This is a genomic window from Candidatus Hydrogenedentota bacterium, assembly GCA_018005585.1.
In the GTDB taxonomy this organism is placed as follows: domain Bacteria; phylum Hydrogenedentota; class Hydrogenedentia; order Hydrogenedentales; family JAGMZX01; genus JAGMZX01.
In genome coordinates this window covers 1-25,130 of the sequence record JAGMZX010000089.1, presented here as the reverse complement: position 1 = coordinate 25,130, position 25,130 = coordinate 1, and the positions used below count along the sequence as shown (strand labels likewise).

The window sequence follows — 25,130 nt, the reverse complement described above, 5'->3', positions numbered from 1 at the left end:
AATAACGCGCCTATTATGGCAACCCCTCATGGCCCTCCAAGGGATTCCCATGCCCGATAAGGAGACGCGGTATGTCAACACTACAAGGCAAGGTACTCGTGGCCCAGGGCGGCGGCCCCACGGCGGTGATCAACCAGAGCGTGGTCGGCGTCGTGCTCGAATCGCGAAAGTTCCCGCAGGTCACACACGTGTACGGCGCGCTGCACGGCGTGCGCGGCATCATGGACGAGGAATTCCTCGACCTCACCGAAGCGACGACGCACAACCTGGAAGCGGTGGCCTGCACGCCGTCCTCGGGGCTGTTGTCCACGCGCCACAAACCGGACAAGGCGGACTGCCGCGCGATTTTCGAAGTGTGCCGCAAGTACGGTATTCACTATTTCTTCTACGTGGGCGGCAACGACAGCGCGGAAACGTGCCATATCGTCAATCAGGAAGCGAACCACGCGCAATATGACTTGCGCGTGATCCACGTTCCGAAGACCATTGACAACGACTTGGTCCTGACGGACCACTGCCCCGGGTTCGGGTCAGCGGCCAGATACGTGGCCCAGGCGTTCGCGGGGGTCAATCTCGACAACCGCGCGCTACCCGGCGTATACATCGGCGTTGTGATGGGGCGCAACGCGGGTTTCCTCACCGCATCGTCGGTTCTCGCGAAGAAATACCCGGACGACGGCCCGCACTTGGTCTACGTGCCGGAGCGCCCGCTGGTGCGCGCGAAGTTCCTCGAAGATGTGGAGGCGGTCAACAAGAAGTACGGCCGCTGCGTCGTGGCCGTGTCGGAAGGCGTGCCGGACGAGAACGGCAAGGAAATCGCCAAGCTGATCGCCGAGAGCAAGAAGAACCAGGCGCAAGAGACGGACGCGTTCGGCCACATCCAGTTGTCCGGTACGGGCGCACTGGGCGACCTTCTCAGCCAGTGGGTGAAGGCAGGCACCGGCATCAAGCGCGTGCGCGCGGACACGCTGGGCTATCCGCAGCGCAGTTTCGTGGGCTGCGTGAGCCGGGTGGACCAATTCGAGGCGCGCGAAGTCGGGGAGAAGGCCGCGCAGTACGCCATCTGGCACAACCGGGACGGCTCGGTCGTATTGCGGCGTATCGGCGATTACGCAATTGAATACGACCTAGTCCCGCTTGAGCACGTGGCGGCGAAAGTCCGGAAGATGCCGGATGAGTTCATCAATAGCGAAGGCAACGGAATCACTGAGGCGTTCGTCAAGTACTGCCGCCCGCTGGCCGGCGAGATGCCGGCGATCGAGCGGATTGCCGCGCCGAAGGTCCGGAAGATCCAGGCCTGATACGTGAGCGGAACCTGGGACGATATCTATGACAAGCTGCGCGGGGGCATGGGAACAAGCGTTGCCCTGCCGCCGCGGATTGTCGAGGAATTGCGCCCGCAATTCCTCGACACGGCTGCCGCGGACACGGCGGCGTGCGCGTTTCCCGCGCAGGAGCGGTTCGCCAACCCGATGGGCATGCTGCAGGGTGGCATAATCGCGGCGGCCTTCGATTTTGTCTTCGGTATGCTCGCGTTCCTCCAAGTCCAGCGCCCCTGCGCCAGCGTGACCCTGAATCTGGCGTACATCCGGTCCTTGCCCGCGGATGGCCGCGCGTTCACGGTCGAGGCGCGCTTGCGCGCGGCCATGCGCACGATGGTGTTTCTCGAGGGCACGGCCTGCGACGCGGACGGGAACGTGGTTGCCACGGCCGCCACCACGATGAACGTGCTGCGGCAGGAGAAATGACGGTTCCGGTGCGCGAGGGCGCTTCGACAGCGCGGCGGCGCCTGAATTATACTTGTCAACGCATGCAATGCAGATACTGGCAACAAGACGGGCCGATTGCGGGGGTGTACCCGGCGTCGTGCGGTAGTGATGTTCCATGACCTTCTCGGATTTTGACCTGGAGCCCCGGTGCCTGCGCGTCCTGGACGCGATGGGTATTGAGACGCCCACGCCCATTCAGGAACAAGCCATCCCGCCTGCGCTCGAGGGCAAGGACCTCATTGCCACGGCGCAAACGGGCACCGGCAAGACCCTGGGGTTCGCGCTGCCCGCCGTGACGCGCCTCGCAGGAGGCACCCCGCGCCGGTGCCGCATGCTGGTGCTCGTTCCGACGCGCGAACTTGCGGTCCAGGTGCATTCGGTCGTCAAGGAACTGGGGAAGGCCCTGCAATTGAAGGTGGCGTTGCTGTACGGGGGCGTCGGTTTTCAACCGCAGACCGACGCCTTGCGCGCGGGCTCCGACGTTATCGTGGCTACGCCGGGACGGTTGCTGGACCACATGGGCCGCGGTGCGGTCCGTTTCAACCATCTCGAGATCCTCGTGCTCGACGAGGCGGACCGCATGCTCGACATGGGGTTCCTGCCGGATGTCCAGCGTATCGTGCGCCAATTGCCGCGGGACCGCCAGACCATGATGTTCTCCGCCACGTTTCCGGATGATCTCCAGCGTATCGCCGCCGAGATTACCCGCGGCCCGCAGCGCATCAACGTGGGGTTGGTTCGCATGCCTGTCGAGACCGTGCGGCAACTGCTCTATCCCGTGCGGCAGGAAGACAAGTCGCGCCTGCTCGTCGACATCCTGCGGCAGGACACGGTCGATAGCGCGATCGTGTTTCTGCGCACGAAGACGCGCACGCACCGCCTGGGGCTCTCGCTGCGCAAGGCCGGGTTGAAGGTGGCCGTGATCCACGGCGACCTCTCGCAACGGCAGCGGCAACAGGCGCTTGAGGGGTTCCGCAACGGCCGCTACCGGGTGCTTGTCGCCACGGACGTGGCCGCGCGCGGCCTCGATATCGAGGACGTCAGCCACGTCATCAATTACGATATCCCGACCAACGCCGATGATTACATCCACCGCATCGGGCGCACGGCCCGCGCGGAGCGCGAAGGCGACGCGATCACGTTCGTATGCCCGAATGAGCACGCGGAACTGGAGAATATCGAGCGCGTACTTGGAACCAACCTGCCGCGTCACGCTTACGAGGGCGCGCCGCCCGTGCTCTCGACCTGGCATGCGCCCGGCGTGCGCGCGGAAGAGGCGACGGAAGCGCGCGGCGCGAAACGGCACGGGGCGACGGTCAAACGCGCGCGCGGGTTTTTCCGGCGCCGGTAGGCGAAGGTGCGGGCGCGTTACGTGCGGCCGGCGGCCGACCATTGGCAATACGGCCGCGTAGTCAGGCTCGAGTTCAGGTAGCGCGGGTCACCGGATACCTCGCTTCCGACCCATGGCGGCCGCGCGAACGGCTCGTCCGGCGTATTCAGTTCGATTTCGGCCACCAGCAGCCCGGCGTTGAGCCCGTGAAACTCATCGACCTCCCACACATGACCGCCGAAGGCTATACGATACCGGGTTTTCTCGACCAGATAGCCTTGGCAGAGCCCGGCGAGCAACGCTTCCGCGTCCTCAGCCGGGATGGGATACTCGAATTCGTCACGCGTGATGTCGAGCGTGGCTCTCTTGATATTCAGCGTGGCGCGGCCGCCCATGACCCGTACGCGGACGGCGACCGGCGGCCCGACGCACAGGTACCCCTGACGGCACGAAACGCCGCGCGCACCCGTGCGCCAGGTGTCCCCCGCAATCAGGAATTTGCGCTCGATTTCCTTGCCCATGGCGGACGACCCTCGACAGAGAGCTTTCCCGAGAATCGGACAACTGTCCCGGATAATCTACCCCATGCTGAAAGCCGCTTGCATGTTCTCGGCTCATGCATGGATTCATGCCACTCGAAACTGCCCGCGCAAAAGTCGAAATCCGCAGCCGGAACTGCTATACTTTTTGTCTTTGGCGGCGAAGGCCGGCTGTTTAACCCCAGAGCATGCGTGTAACGGCTGAAGGACACGCTGTGTGCGGGAGCGGCCGCGGCGGCGACGGCGGGTGGACCTCTTCCGGGTGCGAGGACGGGACTTTTTGCGGAAGGAGCCCAAGCATGCGAATTGGCGCGGCGCGGGGGAGTGTTATTGTGGGGGTGTGTTTGTTGTTTTCAGTCCTGTCGGGTTGCGCGGGGCACCGCGAGGTGACGCGGACAACGATGGTCCCCGCAAGGCCCCCCGCGCCTTACCTCTATTATCTTGAACCTCGACTGGTTCGTGTTCCCGATGCCGCGCCCACGACGCAAGCGCCCGAGCCCGCTCCTGTCCCTGCGGTCAGCACGCCGGAAGGCTGGCCCGTCGACCACCCAGACCGCAAGGTTATCTCCACCTATGGCGCGCGCCGGTCGATCGGCGGCGGTAAGTCCCGGCTACATAGAGGGATAGACATCAAGGCGCCGTTTGGGGCGCCGGTCGTAGCGACGGCGGACGGGGTCGTAACCCTGTCGGGTGTGCAGGACGGTTACGGGCACATTGTCGTTGTGGACCACGGCAATGGCCGCGCCACGGCGTATGCGCATCTGTCTACGCGCACTGTGGCGGTCGGCGACGCGGTGCACAAAGGCGACCGGGTGGGGCAGATCGGTCGCACCGGCCGCGCAACGACACCGCACTTGCACTACGAGGTGCGCATCGAGGGCAAGGCAGTCGACCCGGCCTCATACTTGCCGCCTGCGTGAGGCGGGGCTTGGGAACTCGGCCGGGGAGACGGCGCGGCCTTGGGGTTTACCTTGGTGTTGGTTCTTGATTCCGCTGTGGGCGCCTCTGAAGGGCGGTCCTAGGCGGGCGCCGGGTGAGGACGAACGGATGGAAGGATGCGGCGGCCCGGATGGTTAGACCCTTCCGCGGCGCCGGTGAGGCGGCGGGTTGGACGGTTTTTTCCGGAGGAGGGAAGAAAAAGGTGGCATGACACTTGACAATTGGCGTTGTTCTTGCTAGAATTTCATCCTGCTCCATAGGGGAGATCTGTCTTCCCGGAGATCTGTTTCCCTTCTAGACGTAAGATGCGCAGAGTCGGAAACGTCTTGGCCGCAACCTCGTAGCTATAGGAGTCTCCGCATGGCTGTTGCCTTTTCTGAACGACGCCCGTTGCTTGGCAGGATACCGGACACCCTGGACCTGCCGGACCTCATCGAGATTCAGACGAAGTCCTACGGTGATTTCCTTCAGTGGGACGTGCCGCCCGACCAACGTGCGAACACGGGGCTCCAGGAAGTATTCCATGAAGTGTTCCCCATCGAATCGCCGGACGGAATGACCAAGCTCGAGTTTGTCTATTACTCGTTCACGCCGCCGAAATACACGATTCAGGAATGCCAGGAACGCGGGATGACATACGCCGCGTCGCTGAAGGCGTTACTCCGTCTGGTCCGTTATCACGAGCAGGACGCTTCGAGCGAACCGCGTGAGCAGGGGATGATCGAACAAGAGGTCTTCCTCGGCGAACTGCCCGTCATGACGCCCACCGGCACGTTTATCATAAACGGCGCGGAACGCGTCATCGTCAGTCAGTTGCACAAGTCGCCGGGCGTGTCCTTCGAGCGGAAGATCCATCAGAATGGCAAGCCCCTGTTGTCCGCCCGCATCATCCCGTATCGCGGGGCATGGCTTGAATTCGAATATGACGTGAACGACTACCTGTGGCTCACTATCGACCGGCGGTCGAAGGTGTTGGCGACCACTTTCCTGCGCGCGTTTGGCACGGAGGAAGCAGAAGATGTCATCCGGCTTTTCTACAGGACGGAGACTGCGACGCTGGGGCGCACGCGCGTCAAGATTGGCACGCGGCAGCACGAACCGCTCGACCTGGTGGGGCGCGTACTGGCGGCGGACGCCATAGACCTGGAAACCGGCGAGATTCTCGCGGATGCGGCGACGGAACTGACGGACTCGACCGTCGACCGCCTCATGCAATCGCCGGTGAAGGAAATCACGCTGATCGACGCGGAAGACCTTTTCCGCGACCCGAGTATCGTGCAGACGCTTTCCCAGGACAAGACTCAGACGCAGTTGGATGCGTTCCGCGACATTTACAGTCGCATCCGGCCCGGCGACCCGGCGACGGACGCAACCGTGCGCACGTTTTTCCAGCGCATGTTCTTTGACGCGAGCCGTTATGACTTCGCGGCGGTTGGCCGTTACAAGATCAACCGGAAACTCGGCTTGCAGGTGCCGCAGGATAACAAGACGCTGACGCAGGAAGACGTCATCGCGACGTTGCGATACCTGGTGCGGCTGAAGGGCGGCGAAGGGGTGCTGGACGACATCGACCACCTCGGCAACCGCCGTGTCCGCGCGGTCGGTGAACTGCTCGCGAACCAGGTGCGCATTGGCCTGGTGCGCATGGAACGCACTGTTCGCGAACGGATGAATTATCAGGATGAAGAGCAGCTGACCCCGCAGAACCTGGTGAACCCGAAACCGGTCAGCGCGGTTATCAAGGACTTTTTCGGGCGCAGTCAGCTCTCGCACTTCATGGACCAGATCAATCCCCTGGCGGAACTGACGCACAAGCGGCGTCTCAGCGCGCTGGGGCCGGGCGGCCTCAGCCGCGAGCGGGCCGGGTTTGAGGTGCGCGACGTGCACCCCACGCACTATGGCCGCATCTGCCCGATTGAGACGCCGGAAGGCCCGAATATCGGGCTTATGGCCTCGCTTTCCACCTATGCGCGGATCAACGAGTACGGCTTCCTCGAAACGCCGTACCGCAAGGTGGAAAACGGCAAGGTGACCGGCGAGATTGAAATGCTCTCCGCCTACGACGAAGACAATTACATTATCGCGCAGGCGAATGCGCCCCTGGACAAACACGGCCGCTTCGAACGCGACCTGGTGCTGGCGCGTCATCAGAGCGACTTTCCGCTCGTGGACCCGAAGAAGGTCGACTACATGGACGTGTCGCCCAAGCAGCTCGTGAGCGTGGCCGCCGCGTTGATTCCCTTCCTCGAACACGACGACGCGAACCGCGCGTTGATGGGCTCGAACATGCAGCGCCAGGCCGTGCCGCTGCTGCGCGCCGAGGCGCCGCTCGTGGGCACCGGCCTCGAACACGTGGTCGCCAAGAACTCGGGCACCGTCGTGCGCGCGGACCGCTCGGGCGTCGTCGAGTACGCCGACGGCGAAGTCATCCGGGTCAAGCACACGAAGAAGTCCGCGAAGGAAGATGCCAATCCCTTCCGCGCCGAAGAAGACGTCTATGTGCTCAAGAAGTACATGCGGTCAAACCAGAACACGTGCATCAACCAGCGCCCCATCGTGAGCAAGGGCGACCACGTGCAGGCGGGCGACATCATCGCCGACGGCCCGGCCACCGACAAGGGCGAACTGGCGCTGGGCCGCAACGTGCTGGTCGCGTTCATGCCGTGGGAAGGCTACAACTTCGAAGACGCGATCATTCTGAGCGAAGACCTCGTGAAGGACGACGTGTACACCTCGATTCACATCCAGGTCTTCGAATTGGAGGCGCGCGACACCAAGCTTGGTCCGGAAGAAATCACGCGGGACATCCCGAACGTGAGCGAGGACGCGCTCAAGAGCCTGGATGAGGACGGCATTGTGCGCATCGGCGCGAAGGTACGGCATGGCGACATCCTGGTGGGCAAGGTGACGCCTAAAGGCGAGACGGAACTTGCCCCCGAAGAGAAACTGCTGCGCGCTATCTTCGGCGAAAAGGCCGAGGACGTCCGGGACGCGTCGCTGACGGTGCCGCCGGGCGCCGAGGGCGTGGTCGTCGATGTGAAGGTGTGCAGCCGCCGCGACAAGGCCGCGGATGCGCAATCGAAGAAATCGCTGACGACCGAGGTGGGCAAAATCAAGCGCCAGTATGACGACCGTATCGCCGAAATCCGGGCGCAGTTCGTGAACCTGGTGCGCGACGACCTTATCGGCTTGAAGATCCTCGATGACGTGCCCGACCACAAGACGGAACAGATGGCGCTTGAAAAGGGCAAGCGCATCCGCGTCGCGCATCTGGACAAGACGGACTACAGCGTGCTGGCCCGGTTGCGCGTCGAAGACCCGAAAATCCAGGCGAAGTTCACGCGTCTGGTAAACATGGCCGCCATGGAAGAGGCGAAGCTGGTTGCCTTCCGCGACAGCCAGATCGAGCGGCTGCGCCGGGGCGATGAACTGCCGCCGGGCGTCATCAAGCTGGTGAAAGTGTTCGTCGCGACGAAGCGGCGGATGTCCGTCGGCGACAAGATGGCCGGCCGGCACGGAAACAAGGGCGTCGTGGCGAAGATCGTCCCGGTGGAGGACATGCCGTTCCTGCCGGACGGCACGCCCATCCAGATCATCTTGAACCCGCTGGGCGTGCCGTCGCGCATGAACGTGGGCCAGATCCTGGAGACGCACCTCGGCTGGGCCGTCAAGGCGCTGGGCATGCGCGTGGCGTCGCCGGTGTTCAACGGCGCATCGGAATCGGTGGTGCGCGATCACCTGCGCAAGTCCGGGCTGCCGGAGAGCGGCAAGATCCTGCTGCGCGACGGGCGCACGGGCGACGTGTTTCATCAGGAGACTTGCGTGGGCCAGATCTACATCATGAAGCTGAACCACTTGGTCGATGACAAGATCCACGCGCGCGCCATTGGGCCGTATTCGCTGGTGACCCAGCAGCCGCTCGGCGGCAAAGCGCAGTTCGGCGGCCAGCGCTTCGGCGAAATGGAGGTGTGGGCATTGCAGGCCTACGGCTCCGCCTATACGCTGCAAGAGTTGCTGACCATCAAATCGGACGATATCCAGGGCCGCACGAAGGCCTATGAGGCCATCGTGAAAGGCGAGCGCGACGTGGAGGCCGGAACGCCGGAATCCTTCAACGTGCTCGTGCGGGAAATGCAGGCTCTGTGCCTCGACGTGATCAAGCTGGTCCGCGTCGAGAGCGTTACCGAAGCTGAAAGTGAAGAAGAAGGTACGGAGGACTAAGCCGTGGCCAAACATATACCCACAACGGGCGACCGCTTTGATGCGTTATCCATCCGGCTGGCTTCGCCGGAAGAGATCCAGAAATGGTCTCGCGGCGAAGTCAAGAAACCGGAAACCATCAACTATCGCACGTTCAAACCCGAAAAAGACGGCCTCTTCTGCGAGCGCATCTTCGGTCCGGTCAAGGATTGGGAATGCGGCTGCGGCAAGTACAAGAAGGTCAAGCACCGCGGGATCACGTGCGACCGCTGCGGCGTCGAGATCACGGAGTCCAAGGTGCGCCGGGAGCGGATGGGCCATATCAAGCTGGCCTCGCCGGTAACCCACATCTGGTTTTTCAAGACGACGCCAAGCTGCATCGGTAATCTGCTGGACTTGTCCATCCGCGCGCTCGAGCGAATCATCTATTTCGAGAACTACATCGTCATCGATCCGGGCGACACCAAGCTCGAGAAGATGCAGATGCTCACGGAGGACGAGTACCAGGACGCGCGGGCTCAATACTCGGACAATCCGGAGCACAAGCGCGAATTCGTGGCGAAAATGGGCGCCGAGGCGATCAAGAAGCTCCTGGAAGAAATCGACATTGATGCGTTAAGCGCCGAATTGCACCAGAAGTTTGCGAAGACCAGCTCCGCGCAAGCGCGCGCCAAGGCGATCAAGCGCCTGAAGGTAGTCGAGGCGCTACGCAAGTCCGGCAACAATGCGGCCTGGATGGTCCTTGACCTGATCCCCGTGATTCCGCCGGATTTGCGCCCGCTGGTGCCGCTGGAAGGCGGGCGGTACGCGACCAGCGACCTGAACGACCTGTACCGCCGGGTTATCAACCGCAACAACCGGCTGAAGCGGCTCATCGAACTGCGCGCGCCCGAGGTCATTTTGCGCAATGAGAAACGGATGCTGCAGGAGGCGGTGGACGCCTTGTTCGATAACGGCCGGCATGGCCGCACGGTGCTCGGGGCCGGCAACCGGCCGCTCAAGTCGCTCAGCGACATGCTCAAGGGCAAGCAGGGCCGGTTCCGGCAGAATCTGCTCGGCAAGCGGGTCGACTATTCCGGCCGCTCGGTGATCGTGGTCGGGCCGGAACTCAGACTGCATCAGTGCGGTCTGCCGAAGACGATGGCGCTCGAACTGTTCGAGCCGTTCATCATTCACCAGCTCAAGGAACGCGACCTGGCCACGACGATCAAGGCGGCCAAGAAGCAGATCACGCAGGGCCGCGAGGAAGTCTGGGACATTCTGGAGGCGGTCATCAAGGACCATCCGGTGCTGCTGAACCGCGCACCGACGTTGCACCGTCTGGGAATTCAGGCGTTCCAGCCGGTGCTCATCGAAGGAAAGGCTATTCGCATTCACCCGCTTGTGTGCCGCGCGTTCAATGCCGACTTTGACGGCGACCAGATGGCCGTGCACGTGCCGTTAATGCCCGCGGCGCAACTGGAAGCGCATTTGCTGATGATGGCGTCGTCGAACATCTTCTCGCCCTCCGACGGCAGCCCGATCGTTACGCCCTCGCAGGACATCGTTCTGGGTATCGCGTGGATGACGCGGGCCCGCGCGGGCGCCAAGGGCGAATGGAAGCCGGAATGGACCGGCAAGAAAGGCGAGATTCTGAACCCGGGCCGGGTCTTCCCGAGCCTGGACGCGGTAATCATGGCCCACGCGGCCGGCAAGGTGGATATTCACGCGACGGTGAAAGTCCGCGATGAAGACGGGAAGCTGGTCGACACGACGGTGGGCCGCGTTCTGCTTTGCGACGGGCTGCCGCCGGAGATTCGCTTGAAAGACGTGAATCAGGAGCATGACCAGAGCACCATCGGGAAGGTCATCGCGAATTGCTACAAGCGTCACGGCCATTCCAAGACGGTGGAACTGCTCGATGCGCTCAAGCGAGTCGGGTTCAAGTACGCCACGTTTTCGGGCGTATCCATCTCCATTAATGACATGATCGTGCCGCCGGACAAGAGGAAGCTCGTTGAAGCCGCCCAGCACGAAGTCAAGCGTATCGACGAACAGTATCAGAACGGGCTGATCACCGAAGGCGAGCGGTATAACAAGATCATTGACTTGTGGACGGCTGCTTCGGAATCCGTGGCCGCGGCCATGTTGAAGTCGATGTCGGAACATGAACAGGGCTTCAGCGGGATCCACCTGATGTATCAGTCGAAGGCGCGCGGTTCGAAGTCGCAGATTCGCCAGCTCGCCGCCATGCGCGGGCTTATGGCGAAGCCGTCGGGCGAAATCATCGAGTCGCCCATTACCTCGAACTTCCGCGAAGGACTGACCGTGGTCGAGTACTTCATCTCGTCGCACGGCGCGCGCAAAGGCCTCGCGGATACCGCCCTCAAGACCGCGGACGCCGGCTATCTGACGCGCCGGCTCGTCGACGTGGCCCAGGACGTCACCATCGAGGAACACGACTGCGGCACGCTGAACGGAGTGTGGGTCGAACCGCTCATGGACGGCGCGGAAGTGATCGCGCCGCTCGAAGAGCGCGTTGTCGGGCGCTATGTCCTTGACGACATCATGGTTCCGGGCCAGGCGGAGCCCGTCATCGCCGCGAATGAAGAGATTACCGAGGAGAAGGCGCGGCTCCTCACGCAATACGGCCTGCCGGGCGTGAAGATTCGTTCCGTGTTGACGTGCCAGGCGAAGCGCGGCGTCTGCGCCATGTGCTACGGGCGCAATCTGGCGACAGGCAAGCTGGTGGAAATGGGCGAGGCCGTCGGCATCATCGCGGCGCAGTCCATTGGCGAACCGGGCACGCAGTTGACCATGCGCACGTTCCACATCGGCGGCGCCGCGACGCGCCAAGTCGAGAGCAGCGAGGTGAAGGCGGTCGAGGGCGGCACGGTTGAATACCGCAGCGTGCGCACGGCAGTCAACCGGGAAAACAACCGGGTCGTCGTCAACCGGGGCGGCGAAATCGGCATCCTGGACCAGGATGGCAAGGAACTGCACCGATATGCGGTCCCGACGGGCTGTATTCTGTATGTGGACGATGTCCAGAAGGCGCGCAAGGGCCAGGTCCTGTATCACTGGGACCCCTACAACGTTTCGATTATGGCGGAAGCGTCCGGCACGGTGCGGCTCGAGGGCATGGTCGAGGGCGTGACGATGCGCGTCGAGACGAACCCGGACACGGGTCTCGAGGAGCGCATCATCACGGAGCACAAGCAGGACCTGCACCCGCAGATCACGATTCTCGGCAAGGAAGACGAGGTGTTGTCCTTCGCGACGGTGCCGCAGCAGACGCACGTGCTGGTCGAGGACGGCGCGAAGGTGCGCGCGGGCGATATCCTGGCGAAAACCCCGCGCCAGATCAGCAAGACAAAAGACATCACGGGCGGTCTGCCCCGCGTAGCGGAGTTGTTTGAGGCGCGGCAGCCGAAAGACCCGGCCGTAATCAGCCACATCGACGGCATCGTCGAACTGGGCGGCACGGTCAAGGGCATGCGTCGCCTCAAGGTGGTCCCGCCGGTCGGCAAAGAGCGCGATTACACGATTCCGCCCGGGAAGCATCTGAACGTGCAGACGGGCGACCGCGTCTATGCCGGGCAGCGGCTGACCGACGGCCCGGTCATCCCGCAGGACATCCTCGAGGTGCAGGGAGAAGACGCGCTGCGCCGGTATCTGCTCGATGAGGTGCAGCAGGTCTACCGGTTGCAGGGCGTGCGCACGAACGATAAGCACATCGAGGTGATTATCCGCCAGATGCTGCGCAAGGTGCGCATCAAAGACGATCCGGGCGACACGCAGTTCCTGGCCCACGAGGAAGTGGACAAGATCCGCTTCGCCGAGGTCAACGAGCAGACGCAGCGGAAGAACGGGCGCCCGGCGGAAGCCGAGCCGGTGCTGCAGGGCATCACGAAAGCGGCGCTTTCGACGGAGAGCTTCATTGCCGCCGCCTCGTTCCAACAGACCACGCGCGTGCTTACTGACGCGGCCCTCAGCGGCAAGAAGGACCATCTGGCCGGGCTGAAGGAAAATGTGATCATCGGTCACTTGATCCCGGCCGGCACGGGCAGTCCGCATTATCAGAAGTCGCAACCGGTGCTGAAGGTCGCGGAATTGCAGGATTACAGCGACGAACTCACGATAGACACTGGCGCAGGCGACGTAGCCGAAGCAGCCGGCGAGGGCTGAACGCCCTGGAAACACGCCGGGCGGCGCGGGCGGGCGGCGGTTCGCCCGCGCTTGGCCGGCGGATGCGCACTTTGGCGCGGTGAGGGAAACGTGTGCTATCCTATTCGGCTGGTGCGGCGTGTCCTGCCGTGAGAGTGGCGGCGCGCGCAAGATGCTGGGAGGTTGCGTAAGGTGAAAATGCGATGGGGTTGCGTAGTGCTGGCGTTCGCGGCTGTTGTGGCGGCGGGTGCGCCGGTGCGCGCCGAACTTGTGGACCAGATCGCCGCGACGGTGGACACGGAAGTGATTCTGCTGAGCGAGGTCTTGAGCGAGATCACTCCGCTGCTCGAGGACCTGCGCCTGAAAGCGGCTTCTTCCACTTCCTTCGAACAGGACCGGGAGAAAGCCGTGCGCGAGGCGCTCGATACGGCCATTGAGCGGAAGATCCTGTATCGGGAAGCGCTTTTGGCGGGGATCGAAGTGACGGACAAGGACGTGGAAGAGCGGCTGGACAAGATTGTCCAAGGCTACAACTCGCCGGAAGAGTTCCGCCGGGTGCTGGAAACCGCGGGCGAATCGATGAGCGATTTCCGCGAGAGCCTGCGCAAACAGATCATGGCTATCTCGGTGGGGGTTCAGAAACACCGGACGTTTGAGCAGGAAGCGGTTATCTCGGAGGCCGACGCGCGGCAGTACTACCAGGACCATCAAGACGCATTCTCCCGGCCGGAGCGGGTCAAGCTGCGGCGCGTGTTTCTGAGTGCGGGCGACGATGCCGCGGAACGGGCGCGGGTAAAGGCGCGGCTCGAGGCCGTTGCCGAAGAGGCCCGGCTCGGCGCGGACTTCGCCGAACTGGCGAAACAGTACTCCGAGGGACCGGATGCGGCGGATGGCGGCCTGATGGGATGGGTCAGCCGCGGCGACCTGGTGCCGGAACTGGAGAACGCGGCTTTTGCGCTCGCGGAAGGCGGCATTAGCGAGATTATTGAGACCCAGTGGGGTTTCCAACTGCTGAAAGTGGAAGAGAAGGAGGGCGCGGGTCTGGCCTCCTTCGAGGAAGCGCGAACGGACATCGAGCCGCTGCTGCGTTCCCGGTACGCGGACGAGCGGTACCAGAAGTGGATCGCGGAATTGCGCAAGCGCAGCCGCGTACGCGTCTTTCTGTGAGCCCGGGCCGGTTCGCATGCCCTCTCAGCGTGTTTTGGCGGCGCCATGTTGCGACGTGCACTCAAGATGACATTCTGGGTAGCCTATGATCACCTCGGCAAACTGCTCGTGGTGAATGTGTGTATCGCGCTCGTGCTCCTGGCGCCGGGCAGTCTCGCTCTTGGCGCGTTCTTGAGTGAGGACCTGGCCGTGGCCTTCTATTTGGGCATACCGCTGCTCGGCGTGACGCTCGGCGTCGTATGGCCCGTGCTCGCCGCCGGCCTGGCCCACATGGTGAAGGAGCTCATCGACACGCGCGACGGCGCCGTACGCGCCTTTTTCACCGGCCTGCGCTTGTACGGATGCCGTGCGGCCGGCGTGGGGGTGTGCCTGCTTGCCGCCGCATGCTGCCTGGGCGCCAGTGCGGTGTTCTATGCTTACCAGTTGCGCGCCCGTGCGCCGTGGCTGGGCTACGGCCTCAGCGCGGCGGCGCTGTGGGGGCTGGTCTTTGTCTTTCTCGTGTCGCTGCTGGCGATGCCGGCGCTTGTACAGAAGCGCGCCGGCGTATGGGCCACGCTGAAGTTGAGCGCGCTGCTCGTGCTCGACAATCCTTTCTACGCGCTGGGTCTCGCGCCGTGGTTTATTCTGCTGATGGTCATTTCGCTGGCGCCGCCGATCTTCTTTTTGCTGGCGCCCGCCGTGGCCGTCGTGCTGGCCTCGAGCGCCTATGAGATGCTGTCGCGCAAATACGCTGCGCGGGACGCGCGGGGGAAGCCCGCGGCCGCCCATGCGCATGCGGCTGTGGATTTTAACGATGCGGAAGACGACTACCTGAATCGCGGCCTCCGCGATCTGCTGTTCCCCTGGAAAAACTGAGCCGCGGCGCCGCACGGCGAGAGGCGTGCGGCCGGCGGCCTTAACCACAAGGAAGCTGCATAACATGACACGAATCAAGGGTATTCAAGGTCGTGAGATTCTCGATTCCCGCGGGAATCCGACGGTGGAAGTGGATGTCTACCTCGAGAGCGGCGTCATGGGCCGCGCCGCCGTGCCTTCGGGCGCTTCGACCGGCGTTAACGAGGCCGTGGAATTGCGCGACAACGACCAGAAACGCTACCTCGGCAAGGGGGTCGAGAAGGCCGTCGCGAACGTGAACGAAATCATCGCGGGCGCGCTGACCGACGCCGAGGCGCTGGACCAGCGCGAAGTCGACCGCAGACTCTGCGAACTCGATGGCACGCGCAACAAGGGCAAGCTCGGCGCGAACGCCATTCTCGGCGTTTCGCTGGCGACGGCCAAGGCCGCGGCCGCGTACCTGGACCTGCCGCTGTATCGCTATATTGGAGGCACAAACGCCTATACGCTGCCCGTTCCCATGATGAACATCCTGAACGGCGGCCAGCACGCAGACAATAATGTCGATATTCAGGAGTTCATGGTGGTGCCCGCGGGCGCGCCGACTTTCCGCGAAGCGCTGCGCATGGGCGCCGAGGTGTTTCATTCGCTCAAGAAAGTGCTGAAGAAGAAAGGATTGAACACGTCCGTAGGCGACGAGGGCGGGTTCGCGCCGAACCTTACCTCGAACGTCGAGGCGGTCAAGGTCATTTTGGAGGCGATTGAGGCCGCCAAGTACGAGCCGGGGAAGGATGTCTGGATCGCCTTGGACGCCGCTGCCAGCAGCTTCTATAAGGGGGACAAGAACGAGTACCGGCTTGAAGCCGAGAAGGACCCCAAGAAGAACGCCGACGCCATGGTCGCTTTCTGGGAGGAATGGGCGGGCGCATATCCGATCATATCGCTGGAGGACGGCTTGGCCGAGGAGGACTGGCCCAATTGGGCCAAGCTGACGGCCAAATTGGGCGACCAGTTGCAACTCGTTGGCGATGACCTGTTTGTGACGAATACGGAATACTTGAGCCGCGGCATTCGCGAGGGTGTTGCCAATGCGATCCTGGTCAAGGTGAACCAGATCGGCACCCTCACTGAAACCCTGGACACCTGCCAGATGGCGCACCGGGCCGGCTATGCCACGGTGATCTCGCACCGCAGCGGCGAGACAGAAGACGCCACGATTGCCGACATTGCCGTGGCCATCAATGCCGGCCAGATCAAGACGGGGTCGGCCTCGCGCAGCGACCGGGTCGCAAAATACAACCAGTTGCTGCGGATTGAGGAGGAATTGGGCGGCCAGGCGGTGTATCTGGGCGCCGGGGCATTCAAGCGGGCGAAGAAATAGGTTTACAAAAGAGTGCGCATTGCGCGAAAATAGAAGGAAGAAGGCAACAAATGGGGCGGAAGCCCCAACGGTGGTGCTATGAAGGGCATTCGCTTGCTGGTTTACGTGTGCGTGTTGGGCTTGGGCGTTGCGTTGTCTGCGTTTCACTGGCGCGGACTCGAGGGACGGCGCGCGCTCCATCAGCGGAACAGAGAAGAGGCGAAGAGCAAGAGCGCCGAACTGGAAGCAGTGCGCACCGAGGAACAACGCGCGGAAGCCTACCTTCATTTCCTGCAATCGGACCCCTTTGCGTTTGAAAAGGAACTTCGCGAAAAAGGGAACTACCTGAAACCGGGCGAGACCGCCTATCAGATCCGCGTAGCGCCGGAGGGGGCGCCCGTGCAGCCGCAGCCGGACGCGCGCGTGTCTTCGCCCCCCGGGGTGGCCTTGGACGCGCCCACGCCGGCGCCGGAACGCGGCGGCGAGGACGGACCCTCAATAACGCCGCCCGTCGAGGCGCCCATGGCGCCTGGCCCCTGAACGCGGGCCCCGGCTGCATGCGCTGCGCTGTCAGAGTGAGCGGCGGGTTGATGCAACAGAAGGACGCAGACGCGACCTGAACCACGAAATCCAACTGAATAGTCAAGAAGAGGCAGTCAAACTCCTCGGCAATAACGGGGAGTTGCGCAAACGCATCCAGGCGGAAACGCACGTGCGCATTGTGGACCGCGGCGCGAAGGTTGTCGTGATTGGCGACAGCGAAGAAGCGCCGTCGGTGGCGGGCCTGCTTACCGGCCTCCTGGAAGCGGTGCGCGGGGGGCATACGCCGACGCTGGCCGACATTACCTACGCGCTCGAAGAGTTGCGCCAAGGGCGCGACGCGCGGGTGGGCGAGGTGCTGTCGCATCGGCACGCGGTCTTGCGCCATGACATGCCCATCCGGCCGCGCACGCATGGGCAGCGGTATTACCTTGACACGATCAAGGGCTGCGAGACGACGCTGGCGATTGGCCCGGCGGGGACGGGCAAGACGTACCTGGCCATGGCGGCGGCGGTTTCGGCCCTTTTGAACAAAGAAGTCATGCGCCTCGTGCTGACGCGGCCCGCCGTGGAAGCGGGCGAAAACCTCGGATTCCTTCCCGGCGATATTGCGGAGAAGGTCAACCCCTACCTGCGGCCGCTTTACGACGCGCTATACTCGATGGTGGACCTGGAGCGGGTGCGCCGGCTGCTGGACCAGGAGCGCATCGAGGTGGCGCCGCTCGCGTTTATGCGCGGACGCACGCTCGATAACGCTTTCATTATTCTGGACGAGGCGCAGAACACTACCACGGAGCAGATGCTCATGTTTCTGACGCGGCTGGGCAAGGGTTCCCGCGCCGTGATCACGGGTGATGTGACGCAGATCGACCTGCCGAAAGGCGCGAAGTCGGGGCTGATTGAAGCCCGGCGCATCCTGCGCGACGTGCCTGGCATCGGGATCGTTCACCTGACGAAAGAGGACGTCGTGCGCCATCCGCTCGTGCAGCGGATTATCGATGCCTATGAAGCCGACCGCGCGGACCAGGCGGGAACCGTGCCGGATCAGGCCGCCTTGAAAGGCACGGGAACCTCTTCATGATCGGCCGCTTCGCCCAGAAAAAAGCGCGTTTGGGCGCATTCGCGCAGCGCGCGTCCGCCAATGGCGACTCAGGTCGCGCGCGTGAGCGGTATCTGCGCCGCACAGCGCTGGGCGCGGCGCTCGTGGTGATTGTCTTTGCCGTAACGCGCGTGCCCGAACAGCAACCCCAAAGCCTGGACCGCAATATCGACAAGCAAATCGTATCAACGGAGCGGTTTCAGGCGGCGTTCTTCTTTGAATCGGTGGACCTCGAGAAGACGGAGCAGGCGCGCGCCGCCGCGGCCGCGAAAGTGCCCTACACGTATCGGGTGCGGCGGGACCGCGTTCGCGAGCAGCTGGCGCGCGTCGAGGAGCGGATAACCGCGATTCGCGCGCATTGGCCCGGCGTGTCGGCCCGGATACTCGCAGGGCTGCGTGCTTCTACGTCGGCGCAGACGCCGAAGGAGGTGGTAGCCGCCGCGGTATCGGAATACATCGCGGGGCTTGGCCCGGACGCGCTGCCGCCCGATGCGCCGGAGCCGGCCATGCTGGCGTCCTGGCTGACGCCGGACCTGTTCTCGCTTCCGGACCGCGTATTCGCGGAGCCGGAAGAGGCGGCGAACAGCGAGACCGGGGCGGCGGAAGCGAGGAAGGTCGTCGCGCTGAACCCCGAGACCAGTGCGCCGTTCTCCTTCGGCGCGGGCGAAGCGCTGGCGCGCATGGCGCGGGAGGACCTGGAGTTTGTCCTGAGCCAAGGCGTTCGAAACGCCGAGCTTGCGCCCGACCTGCTGGAACGGCGCGTAGTCATTTTGCGCGATGACGCCGCCGCGGGCCAGCAACTCAGCGACGAGCAGGCGCTGGCCTCCGTTCCGAATCCGAGTCAGGCCGCCGAATTGCTTGGCGAGCGGCTGGAGAATTCCGCCAAGCTGTTCGCGCGCGAACAGGGAGACCCCGATTTCGACTGGGGCAAATTGAGTGACGCCGCCCTTGCGGTGACCGCGCCCGCGCTGTCGGACACGCTGTACCTGGACGAAGACGCCACCCGGAACGCGCGCCAGCAGGCCGGCAATGCCGTAGAGCCGGTCATGAAAGAGATCCAGGCCCATGAAATCATCCAGGATGAGGGCGAACGTTGGACGGCGCAATCGCGGTCGGACGTCCGCACCTACCTGGAAAAGCTCCAGCTTCATCAGCGGCCGGCCGCGCGTCTGCACACCACGATTGCCGCGCACGTGATTCTCGGGTTGCTTGCCTTGGCATGCCTGCGCCGCGCCATCACGCTGTTTGGGGCCGAATCGCCTGCCGAACAGGACAAACAACTCTACGTTGGATTGCTGCTCCTGTGCGGCATCCTGCTCGCGGGCCGCATAGCGTACTACTTCGACCCGTCCGGTTTTCTGCTGCCGGTGGCGGCCGCGGCTATCCTCTATGCGATACTCATCAACGTCCGTCTCGCGGCGCTTTTCACGGTGGTGGTGGCGGGACTCGTCTCCGCGCAGTACGGCTACGATTGGCGTGTTGCGGTGCTCGCGATGGGCATGTCCCTGGCGGGCGTGTTCAGCATCTTCAAGGTGCGCCGGCGCAGCGACATGACGGCGGCGACGCTCAAGGCGACTTTCGCCGGCCTGCTTACGATGCTTGCGCTGATTCTCGCGACGGATTCGGTCTTCAGCGAGGCGGCGGCGCGGCACCTGCTGCTGATCGGGCTGAACGGTTTCCTGTGCCTGTTTCTCGTGCCAGGCGTGCTCTCGCCGCTGGAGCGGCTCTTCGGCATCACCACGGACATACAGTTGCTTGAATACTCGGACCTGAACAACGAGGTCCTGGGCCGCCTCGCCATGGAGGTGCCCGCGACATGGTCGCACTCGCTCATGATGGGGCAACTCGCGGAAGCGGTGTCTGAGGCGGTGGGCGCGAATGGCTTGATGGCCCGCGTCTGCGCTTATTATCACGACATCGGCAAGATGCGGCGGCCGGAATACTTCACGGAGAACCAGAAAGGCTTCAACATTCACGACGAGCTGACGCCGCGGCTCAGCGCGCGCGCGATCGCCGCGCACGTGTTGTACGGCGTCGAACTTGCGCGCGAGTATCACCTGCCGAAACCGGTTATCGACGGCATCCTTGAACACCATGGCACGACAATGATCGGGTTCTTCTACCAGCAGGCGAAGGAACAACAGAAACACAGCGAAGTGTGCGAGGCGGACTTCCGCTATCCCGGCCCGAAGCCGCAGCGCCGGGAGACGGCGATCCTGATGATCTGCGACGCGGTTGAGTCGGGTGTGCGCTCGATCAAGAATCCCAATGAAGAGCGCGTGCGCGAGTTCATCGACAAGATCATCGCGATCCGGGCCGCCGACGGCCAGTTTGACGAGTGCGGCCTGACCATGAAAGACCTGAACGTGATTGCGTCACTGCTCACGCAGCGTGTGCTCAGCGCGTCGCACACGCGTATTGCGTACCCGGAAATGAAGAAAGACAAGGACGCGCAGAACATCATCCGGATGCCGGGAGGCGCGGGATGAAGGTGCGCTTGGACATTCGCAGCGAGTCGCGGATCAAGAGGGCGTACCGGCGCGATGTGCTGTTGCGCCTTGCGGAGCGCGTTTGCGCGGGCGAGAACCGCACGGGGACGGTCGAGGTCAGCGTGCTCTTTTGCGACGACGCCGAAATCGCCGGTCTGAACCGGGCGTACCGCAAGAAACGCGGCCCCACCGATGTCTTGTCATTCGGGCAGGACGTCCCGCAGCCGGACGGCGCGCGCACGCTCGGCGACATCGTGATTTCCCTCGAAACGGTGATGCGCCGGTCGCGAGGCGACGGCGTGGCGGCGCGGGCGGAGGTGCGGCTGCTGTTTTGCCACGGGTTGCTGCACTTGCTGGGGCATGATCATGCGACATGCGCGCAGGCGGACGCCATGGCCGCGCGGGAAGCGCGGTATCTGCGGCGCGAACGCGTCAGGCGGCGCGGAGGTGCAAGTACCCTTGGAAGACACTAGCGACGCAGCCCGACCTAAGCCATCCGGCTCCGCCCGTTCGCCCGTGGCGGTCTTTGTGGTCACCGGATTGTGGGTGGCTGTGGCTCTGCTATTGGTTAACGCGGTGGGCGGTTCCGTGTCCTCTTCGGAGACCGCGGCCCCGGCCGTGGATTCCGCCGTTTCCGGCGAAACGCTGTCCGCGCATTTCCCTCCGGAACGTATTCTGCTTTCTCTTTTTCTGCTGGCCTGTTCCGCCTTCTTCTCGGCGACGGAAGTGGCGTTTTTCTCGCTGCACAAGCTGCGTGTGCGGGCCATGCGCGAGAGCGACCACCTGCTGAGCCGCCTCGCGGCGCACTTGCTGGATCACCCCGGCAATCTGCTCACGACTATTCTCATGGGCAATTCGATTGTAAACGTGCTCTTGAGCGTGGTTCTCGCGCCTCGCCTGGAAGCGCTTTTCAGTTCGGTATTCACGGGCGCACCGGTGGCGGCGGCGTACGCTGTGGCCGTGTTTTTGAGCACGGCCATCCTTGTCCTGTTTGGCGAGATCCTCCCCAAGATCATTGTTGTCTGGCAGAGCGAAGCCTTTGCCCGCACCGCGGCGGTCCCGATTTTCCTGGTGGACCGGATTCTGGCGCCGGTGCGCGACGGCATCATCCTTCTCACGGGTTTCTTGTTTCGCGTTACGCGCTTCAGCCGCGTGCGTGTTGCCCCGTTCATGACGGACGAGGAGTTCAAGTCGCTCCTGTCCGAGGGCGAGGCGGTGGGCGTGATCGAGGAGGATGAACGCCGCATGATCCAGGGTATTCTGGACTTCGGCCAGGTCATGGTGCGCGACATCCTGATTCCCCGGCCTGACGTCATTGCGCTGACGGATGACGCGACCGTCGGCGAGGCGCTGGACCTCTTCCGCGAGCATGAATATGCGCGCATGCCCGTGTATCGCGACAATCTCGACCACATCACGGGTGTGCTGTACGCCAAAGACCTGTTGCCGGGCTTCACCTCGGGCCAGACCGGCGCCCCGATTCTGCCGCTGCTGCGCAAGCCGCTGTTCGTGCCGGAGACCATGTCTATCGCCGCGTTCGTCAAGACGGCGCAGCGCATGCACATGCACCTTGCGATCGTCGTGGACGAATACGGCGGCACGGAAGGGCTGGTGACGCTGCAGGACGCGCTGCGCGAGATTGTCGGGGAAATCGGGGAGGAAGCGCTCGAACAGAAGCCGCACTACGAGTCGGTCGGCGAAGGACTGTATCGCGTCGAGGGCAACCTGCCGCTCGATGAACTCGAGCAATTGACGGGCATCCCCGTCCGCGACGAGGAGCACACGACGGTTGCGGGCTTTCTCATGGACCTGTCGGAGAAAGTGCTGGAAGCGGGGGACCAGGTCGAGCACGAAGGTGTGCAATACACGGTGGAGACGATGGAGCGCAAGCGCGTAGCGCGCGTCTTGATCAAGGTGCCCGCACGAACCGAGGAGGTGCAGCAGACGTGATTACGACGGTGTTCGTTTTCTTTATGGCTCTGTTGCTGAACGCGTTTTTTGCGGGCTATGAGACGGGGTTCGTGGCCTGCAATCCGATCCGCGTGCGTTATCTGGCTGAAAAGGAAAAGAACCTGAACGCGCGCGCGCTCCTGCGGTTCATGGAGCGGCCGGACCATATGCTGACGCTTCTGCTTATTGGCACGAATCTGGCCCTGGTGACGAGCACCTTTGCGTTCACGCAACTGACGAACCCGAGCATCGCCGCGCTCCTGGTCACGCCGATCATCCTCATTTTCGCGGAAGTAGTGCCCAAGAGCATGTTCCGCATACATCCCACGCGGCTGGCCCTGCTGTTCCTGCCGCTTGTGCGCGCTTTTGCGTTCCTGCTCTGGCCTCTCGTGACGCCGATCACGTGGCTGGCCAGGCCCTTCCGCGGCCTGATCGGCGACGAGACGCGCGTGCGCAATATCCGCCTCTTGATGAGCTCAGTCGAGGACGTGCGGTCGCTGGTCGATGAAAGCGCGGACCATGGTACGCTCGAACCCGAGAAGCGGGAGATGATCCATTCGGTCATCGACCTGCAGCAGCAACAGGCAAACGAGGTCATGGTGCCGCGCATCGACATGAAGGCATTGCCCCGCACGGCGGCGCGGCGCGAACTGGTTCAGCTTTTCGCCGACACGGGCCTTACGCGCATCCCCGTCTACGGGAACAGCATCGACGAGATCGTGGGCGTGGTAAGCGCATTCGACGTGCTGACGGACGCGACGCCGGAGAACGAATCGATAGACCGGTTTGTACGGTCCGTGATGCATGTACCCGACTCGATGAAACTGGATGACCTGTTGAAAGCCATGCGCCGCGCCGGACAGCACATCGCGATCGTCACGGACGAATACGGCGGCACAGACGGATTGATTGCCATCGAAGACATTCTCGAGGAAGTTCTGGGCGATATTCAGGACGAATTCGACAAGGTGGGCATGTCCATCCGCAAGGTCGGGCCGGATGCCTATGTGATTGATGCGCGGATGGAACTCGAGGCGGCGGCGCGGGCCATGGAACTCGACGTGCGCGACGAGGAAGTCGAAACCGTCGCCGGCTGGATCATGCATGCCGTGGGGCGCATTCCCGCGAAAGGCGAGGTGCTCGAATTTGACCGGTATCGCGTGACGGTGCTCGAGGGCGCGGCCCATCACATTTCAAGTATCCGGCTTGAGGTGCTGCCGCGGGAAGGAAGCAATGCGGCGCAAAAAGAAGTCAAAGACGCCTGACCCCGGCGGCCAGCACCCCGCGCCCGCGGCGCCGCCGCGCCGGGCGCGGCTGAGACGGATCCGGCGCAACGATGGCGAACCTTCCGAGCGAGGCTTTTTCGGTTTCTGGCGCCGCTATTTCTTCCATTTGCGCCGTTATTTGATTACCGGCATGCTCGTCTGGGTGCCGCTCATCGTGACGCTCTGGATCACGTGGGTGGCCGCCGTGAGTATCGTGGGGGCGCTCGAGGGCTTCATTCGCTATGTGGTGGCCTATGGAAACGAGTTCGGAGAACGGATTCCTTCTTTGAGGTTTCTGACGCTGGTCCAATACACGCCGGGGCTGGGCCTTTTGACGGCCATCCTGATTTTCCTGACAACGGGCCTTCTCGCGCGGTACCTTGTCACGCGCAGGCTCATCCACTACGGCGAACTGGTGCTGCACCGGATCCCGCTGATTAACAAGGTCTACCGCGCCGTGCAACAGACGCGCGACGTGTTCGTGGGCCGCGGCGCCGTGTTCCAGGAAGTAGTGCTGGTTGAGTATCCCCGCCGCGGCATCTGGGCCGTCGGTTTTATCACCGCGGAAGGAGACGGCGCCGTCGCGCGCGTGCACGGCGCGCCGCGCACGGCGGTCTTTGTGCCGACCACGCCCAATCCCACCTCCGGTTTCCTGCTCTACTTCTCGCCCGACGAAATCACGCCGGTGGACATGAGCGTCGAAGACGCCATGAAACTCATCATCTCGGGCGGCGCGCTTGATCCGAAAGTGGACATTCTTGTCGGCGCGGACCCCGGGGCAGTGGACGCGCCATGAGCGACGGCTCGGTGCGTCACGGCACGCTGGCGGAGGCCGCGGCCGAGACGGGGGCGTGCATTCCCGTCGAGAAATCGGCTCATTATTTGAAGTTCTATGAGGAACTGCTCGGGTCGAGACGCGACGCGCCGTTGCGTATCGTCGAACTGGGCATTCACCGGGGCGGGTCGACGATCCTGTTCGCGCGGTATTTTCACGCCGCGCGCATTCTCAGCGTCGACATCAGGAAACCGCCGCGCGCGTTGTACAAGTGGCTGCGAAAGAACGCCGCGGACAACCGCGTGTCCGTCGCCATCGGCTCGCAGGATGACCCGCGTTTCTTGCGAACGGCGATCGAGGCGCATTTTGGGGCCGGCCCTGTGGACGTGGTGTTCGATGACGCGTCCCACGTATATGGGCCCACGCAAGCCTCGTACGAAACCCTGTTTTACGAGCGGCTGCGCCCCGGCGGCTGGTATTGCATCGAGGACTGGGGCTGCGGATACTGGCCCGCCTGGGCCGATGGGCATCCGGACGGACGGCATGGGCTGCCGCGCTTCGTGAAGGAACGGATCGACGAGGTCGCAATGTCTGACCGCACGAAAGAATACCACGGCGCGCGCGCGCTTCCTGTCGGGCGCGAACAAGCATCGCCCATCGCGCGGCTGCTGATCGTGCCCGGGATCGTGGCGATCAAGAAGGCGCCGGGCGCGCGCTCTCAGGAGGAT

General features: G+C 63.5%; 18 protein-coding genes. 17 read left to right on the top strand and 1 reads right to left on the bottom strand.

Features of this window, described 5'->3' with window-relative positions:
* Positions 1-71: 71 nt before the first annotated feature.
* From KA184_15000 to KA184_14990, 3 genes are all read left to right on the top strand, one after another.
* On the top strand, positions 72-1,301 hold the full coding sequence (locus KA184_15000) for a 6-phosphofructokinase (GenBank protein MBP8130883.1): 1,230 nt from the start codon (positions 72-74) through the stop codon (positions 1,299-1,301).
* A 3-nt stretch (positions 1,302-1,304) separates the two neighbouring features.
* Positions 1,305-1,748: a PaaI family thioesterase gene (locus tag KA184_14995; protein MBP8130882.1), complete on the top strand. Its 444-nt coding sequence runs from the start codon at positions 1,305-1,307 to the stop codon at positions 1,746-1,748.
* Between the two features lie 136 nt (positions 1,749-1,884).
* Positions 1,885-3,120, top strand: coding sequence for a DEAD/DEAH box helicase (locus tag KA184_14990; GenBank protein MBP8130881.1), 1,236 nt, complete (start codon positions 1,885-1,887; stop codon positions 3,118-3,120).
* A gap of 17 nt (positions 3,121-3,137) precedes the next feature.
* Here the strand turns inward: KA184_14990 and KA184_14985 are convergent, their stop codons facing one another.
* Complete coding sequence (locus KA184_14985; GenBank protein ID MBP8130880.1) at positions 3,138-3,620, bottom strand: CYTH domain-containing protein; 483 nt, start codon at positions 3,618-3,620, stop codon at positions 3,138-3,140.
* A 317-nt stretch (positions 3,621-3,937) separates the two neighbouring features.
* Here KA184_14985 and KA184_14980 point away from each other — a divergent pair, with 317 nt between their 5' ends.
* From KA184_14980 to KA184_14915, 14 genes are all read left to right on the top strand, one after another.
* Complete coding sequence (locus KA184_14980; GenBank protein ID MBP8130879.1) at positions 3,938-4,558, top strand: M23 family metallopeptidase; 621 nt, start codon at positions 3,938-3,940, stop codon at positions 4,556-4,558.
* A 379-nt stretch (positions 4,559-4,937) separates the two neighbouring features.
* Positions 4,938-8,798 carry a DNA-directed RNA polymerase subunit beta gene (rpoB, locus tag KA184_14975; protein ID MBP8130878.1) on the top strand — a complete coding sequence of 1,287 codons (3,861 nt, stop codon included), beginning with the start codon at positions 4,938-4,940 and terminating at the stop codon, positions 8,796-8,798.
* Between the two features lie 3 nt (positions 8,799-8,801).
* A complete protein-coding gene (gene rpoC / locus KA184_14970) occupies positions 8,802-12,944 on the top strand; it encodes a DNA-directed RNA polymerase subunit beta' (GenBank protein ID MBP8130877.1) in 4,143 nt (1,380 codons plus the stop codon).
* A gap of 171 nt (positions 12,945-13,115) precedes the next feature.
* Positions 13,116-14,090, top strand: coding sequence for a peptidylprolyl isomerase (locus KA184_14965; GenBank protein MBP8130876.1), 975 nt, complete (start codon positions 13,116-13,118; stop codon positions 14,088-14,090).
* A 45-nt stretch (positions 14,091-14,135) separates the two neighbouring features.
* Entirely contained in the window at positions 14,136-14,945 is an 810-nt protein-coding gene (locus tag KA184_14960; protein ID MBP8130875.1) for a hypothetical protein, read from the top strand.
* A 64-nt stretch (positions 14,946-15,009) separates the two neighbouring features.
* Positions 15,010-16,305, top strand: coding sequence for a phosphopyruvate hydratase (gene eno, locus KA184_14955; GenBank protein MBP8130874.1), 1,296 nt, complete (start codon positions 15,010-15,012; stop codon positions 16,303-16,305).
* A gap of 78 nt (positions 16,306-16,383) precedes the next feature.
* Positions 16,384-16,824 carry a hypothetical protein gene (locus KA184_14950; protein ID MBP8130873.1) on the top strand — a complete coding sequence of 147 codons (441 nt, stop codon included), beginning with the start codon at positions 16,384-16,386 and terminating at the stop codon, positions 16,822-16,824.
* Positions 16,825-16,900: 76 nt separating this feature from the next.
* Complete coding sequence (locus KA184_14945) at positions 16,901-17,905, top strand: PhoH family protein (protein ID MBP8130872.1); 1,005 nt, start codon at positions 16,901-16,903, stop codon at positions 17,903-17,905.
* Positions 17,902-20,412, top strand: a complete 2,511-nt coding sequence (locus KA184_14940; protein MBP8130871.1) for an HDIG domain-containing protein — start codon at positions 17,902-17,904, stop codon at positions 20,410-20,412. Before KA184_14945 ends, KA184_14940 begins: the two co-directional genes overlap by 4 nt.
* Positions 20,409-20,885 carry an rRNA maturation RNase YbeY gene (ybeY, locus tag KA184_14935; protein ID MBP8130870.1) on the top strand — a complete coding sequence of 159 codons (477 nt, stop codon included), beginning with the start codon at positions 20,409-20,411 and terminating at the stop codon, positions 20,883-20,885. Before KA184_14940 ends, ybeY begins: the two co-directional genes overlap by 4 nt.
* A gap of 79 nt (positions 20,886-20,964) precedes the next feature.
* Positions 20,965-22,362, top strand: coding sequence for an HlyC/CorC family transporter (locus tag KA184_14930; GenBank protein MBP8130869.1), 1,398 nt, complete (start codon positions 20,965-20,967; stop codon positions 22,360-22,362).
* On the top strand, positions 22,359-23,627 hold the full coding sequence (locus tag KA184_14925; protein ID MBP8130868.1) for an HlyC/CorC family transporter: 1,269 nt from the start codon (positions 22,359-22,361) through the stop codon (positions 23,625-23,627). The genes KA184_14930 and KA184_14925 overlap by 4 nt, the downstream gene beginning before the upstream one ends.
* A complete protein-coding gene (locus KA184_14920) occupies positions 23,596-24,423 on the top strand; it encodes a DUF502 domain-containing protein (GenBank protein MBP8130867.1) in 828 nt (275 codons plus the stop codon). Before KA184_14925 ends, KA184_14920 begins: the two co-directional genes overlap by 32 nt.
* Positions 24,420-25,130 (top strand): class I SAM-dependent methyltransferase (locus tag KA184_14915; GenBank protein MBP8130866.1); only part of this gene is annotated, 711 nt, incomplete at its 3' end. The genes KA184_14920 and KA184_14915, both read left to right, overlap by 4 nt.

Excerpts from the sequence above, each read along its gene's own strand:
- KA184_15000 (MBP8130883.1), top strand. The coding sequence starts at position 72 with ATGTCAACACTACAAGGCAAGGTACTCGTGGCCCAGGGCGGCGGCCCC.
- KA184_14990 (MBP8130881.1), top strand. The coding sequence starts at position 1,885 with ATGACCTTCTCGGATTTTGACCTGGAGCCCCGGTGCCTGCGCGTCCTG.
- KA184_14985 (MBP8130880.1), bottom strand. The coding sequence starts at position 3,620 with ATGGGCAAGGAAATCGAGCGCAAATTCCTGATTGCGGGGGACACCTGG.
- KA184_14980 (MBP8130879.1), top strand. The coding sequence starts at position 3,938 with ATGCGAATTGGCGCGGCGCGGGGGAGTGTTATTGTGGGGGTGTGTTTG.
- rpoB (MBP8130878.1), top strand. The coding sequence starts at position 4,938 with ATGGCTGTTGCCTTTTCTGAACGACGCCCGTTGCTTGGCAGGATACCG.
- KA184_14960 (MBP8130875.1), top strand. The coding sequence starts at position 14,136 with ATGTTGCGACGTGCACTCAAGATGACATTCTGGGTAGCCTATGATCAC.
- eno (MBP8130874.1), top strand. The coding sequence starts at position 15,010 with ATGACACGAATCAAGGGTATTCAAGGTCGTGAGATTCTCGATTCCCGC.
- KA184_14950 (MBP8130873.1), top strand. The coding sequence starts at position 16,384 with ATGAAGGGCATTCGCTTGCTGGTTTACGTGTGCGTGTTGGGCTTGGGC.
- KA184_14940 (MBP8130871.1), top strand. The coding sequence starts at position 17,902 with ATGATCGGCCGCTTCGCCCAGAAAAAAGCGCGTTTGGGCGCATTCGCG.
- ybeY (MBP8130870.1), top strand. The coding sequence starts at position 20,409 with ATGAAGGTGCGCTTGGACATTCGCAGCGAGTCGCGGATCAAGAGGGCG.
- KA184_14920 (MBP8130867.1), top strand. The coding sequence starts at position 23,596 with ATGCGGCGCAAAAAGAAGTCAAAGACGCCTGACCCCGGCGGCCAGCAC.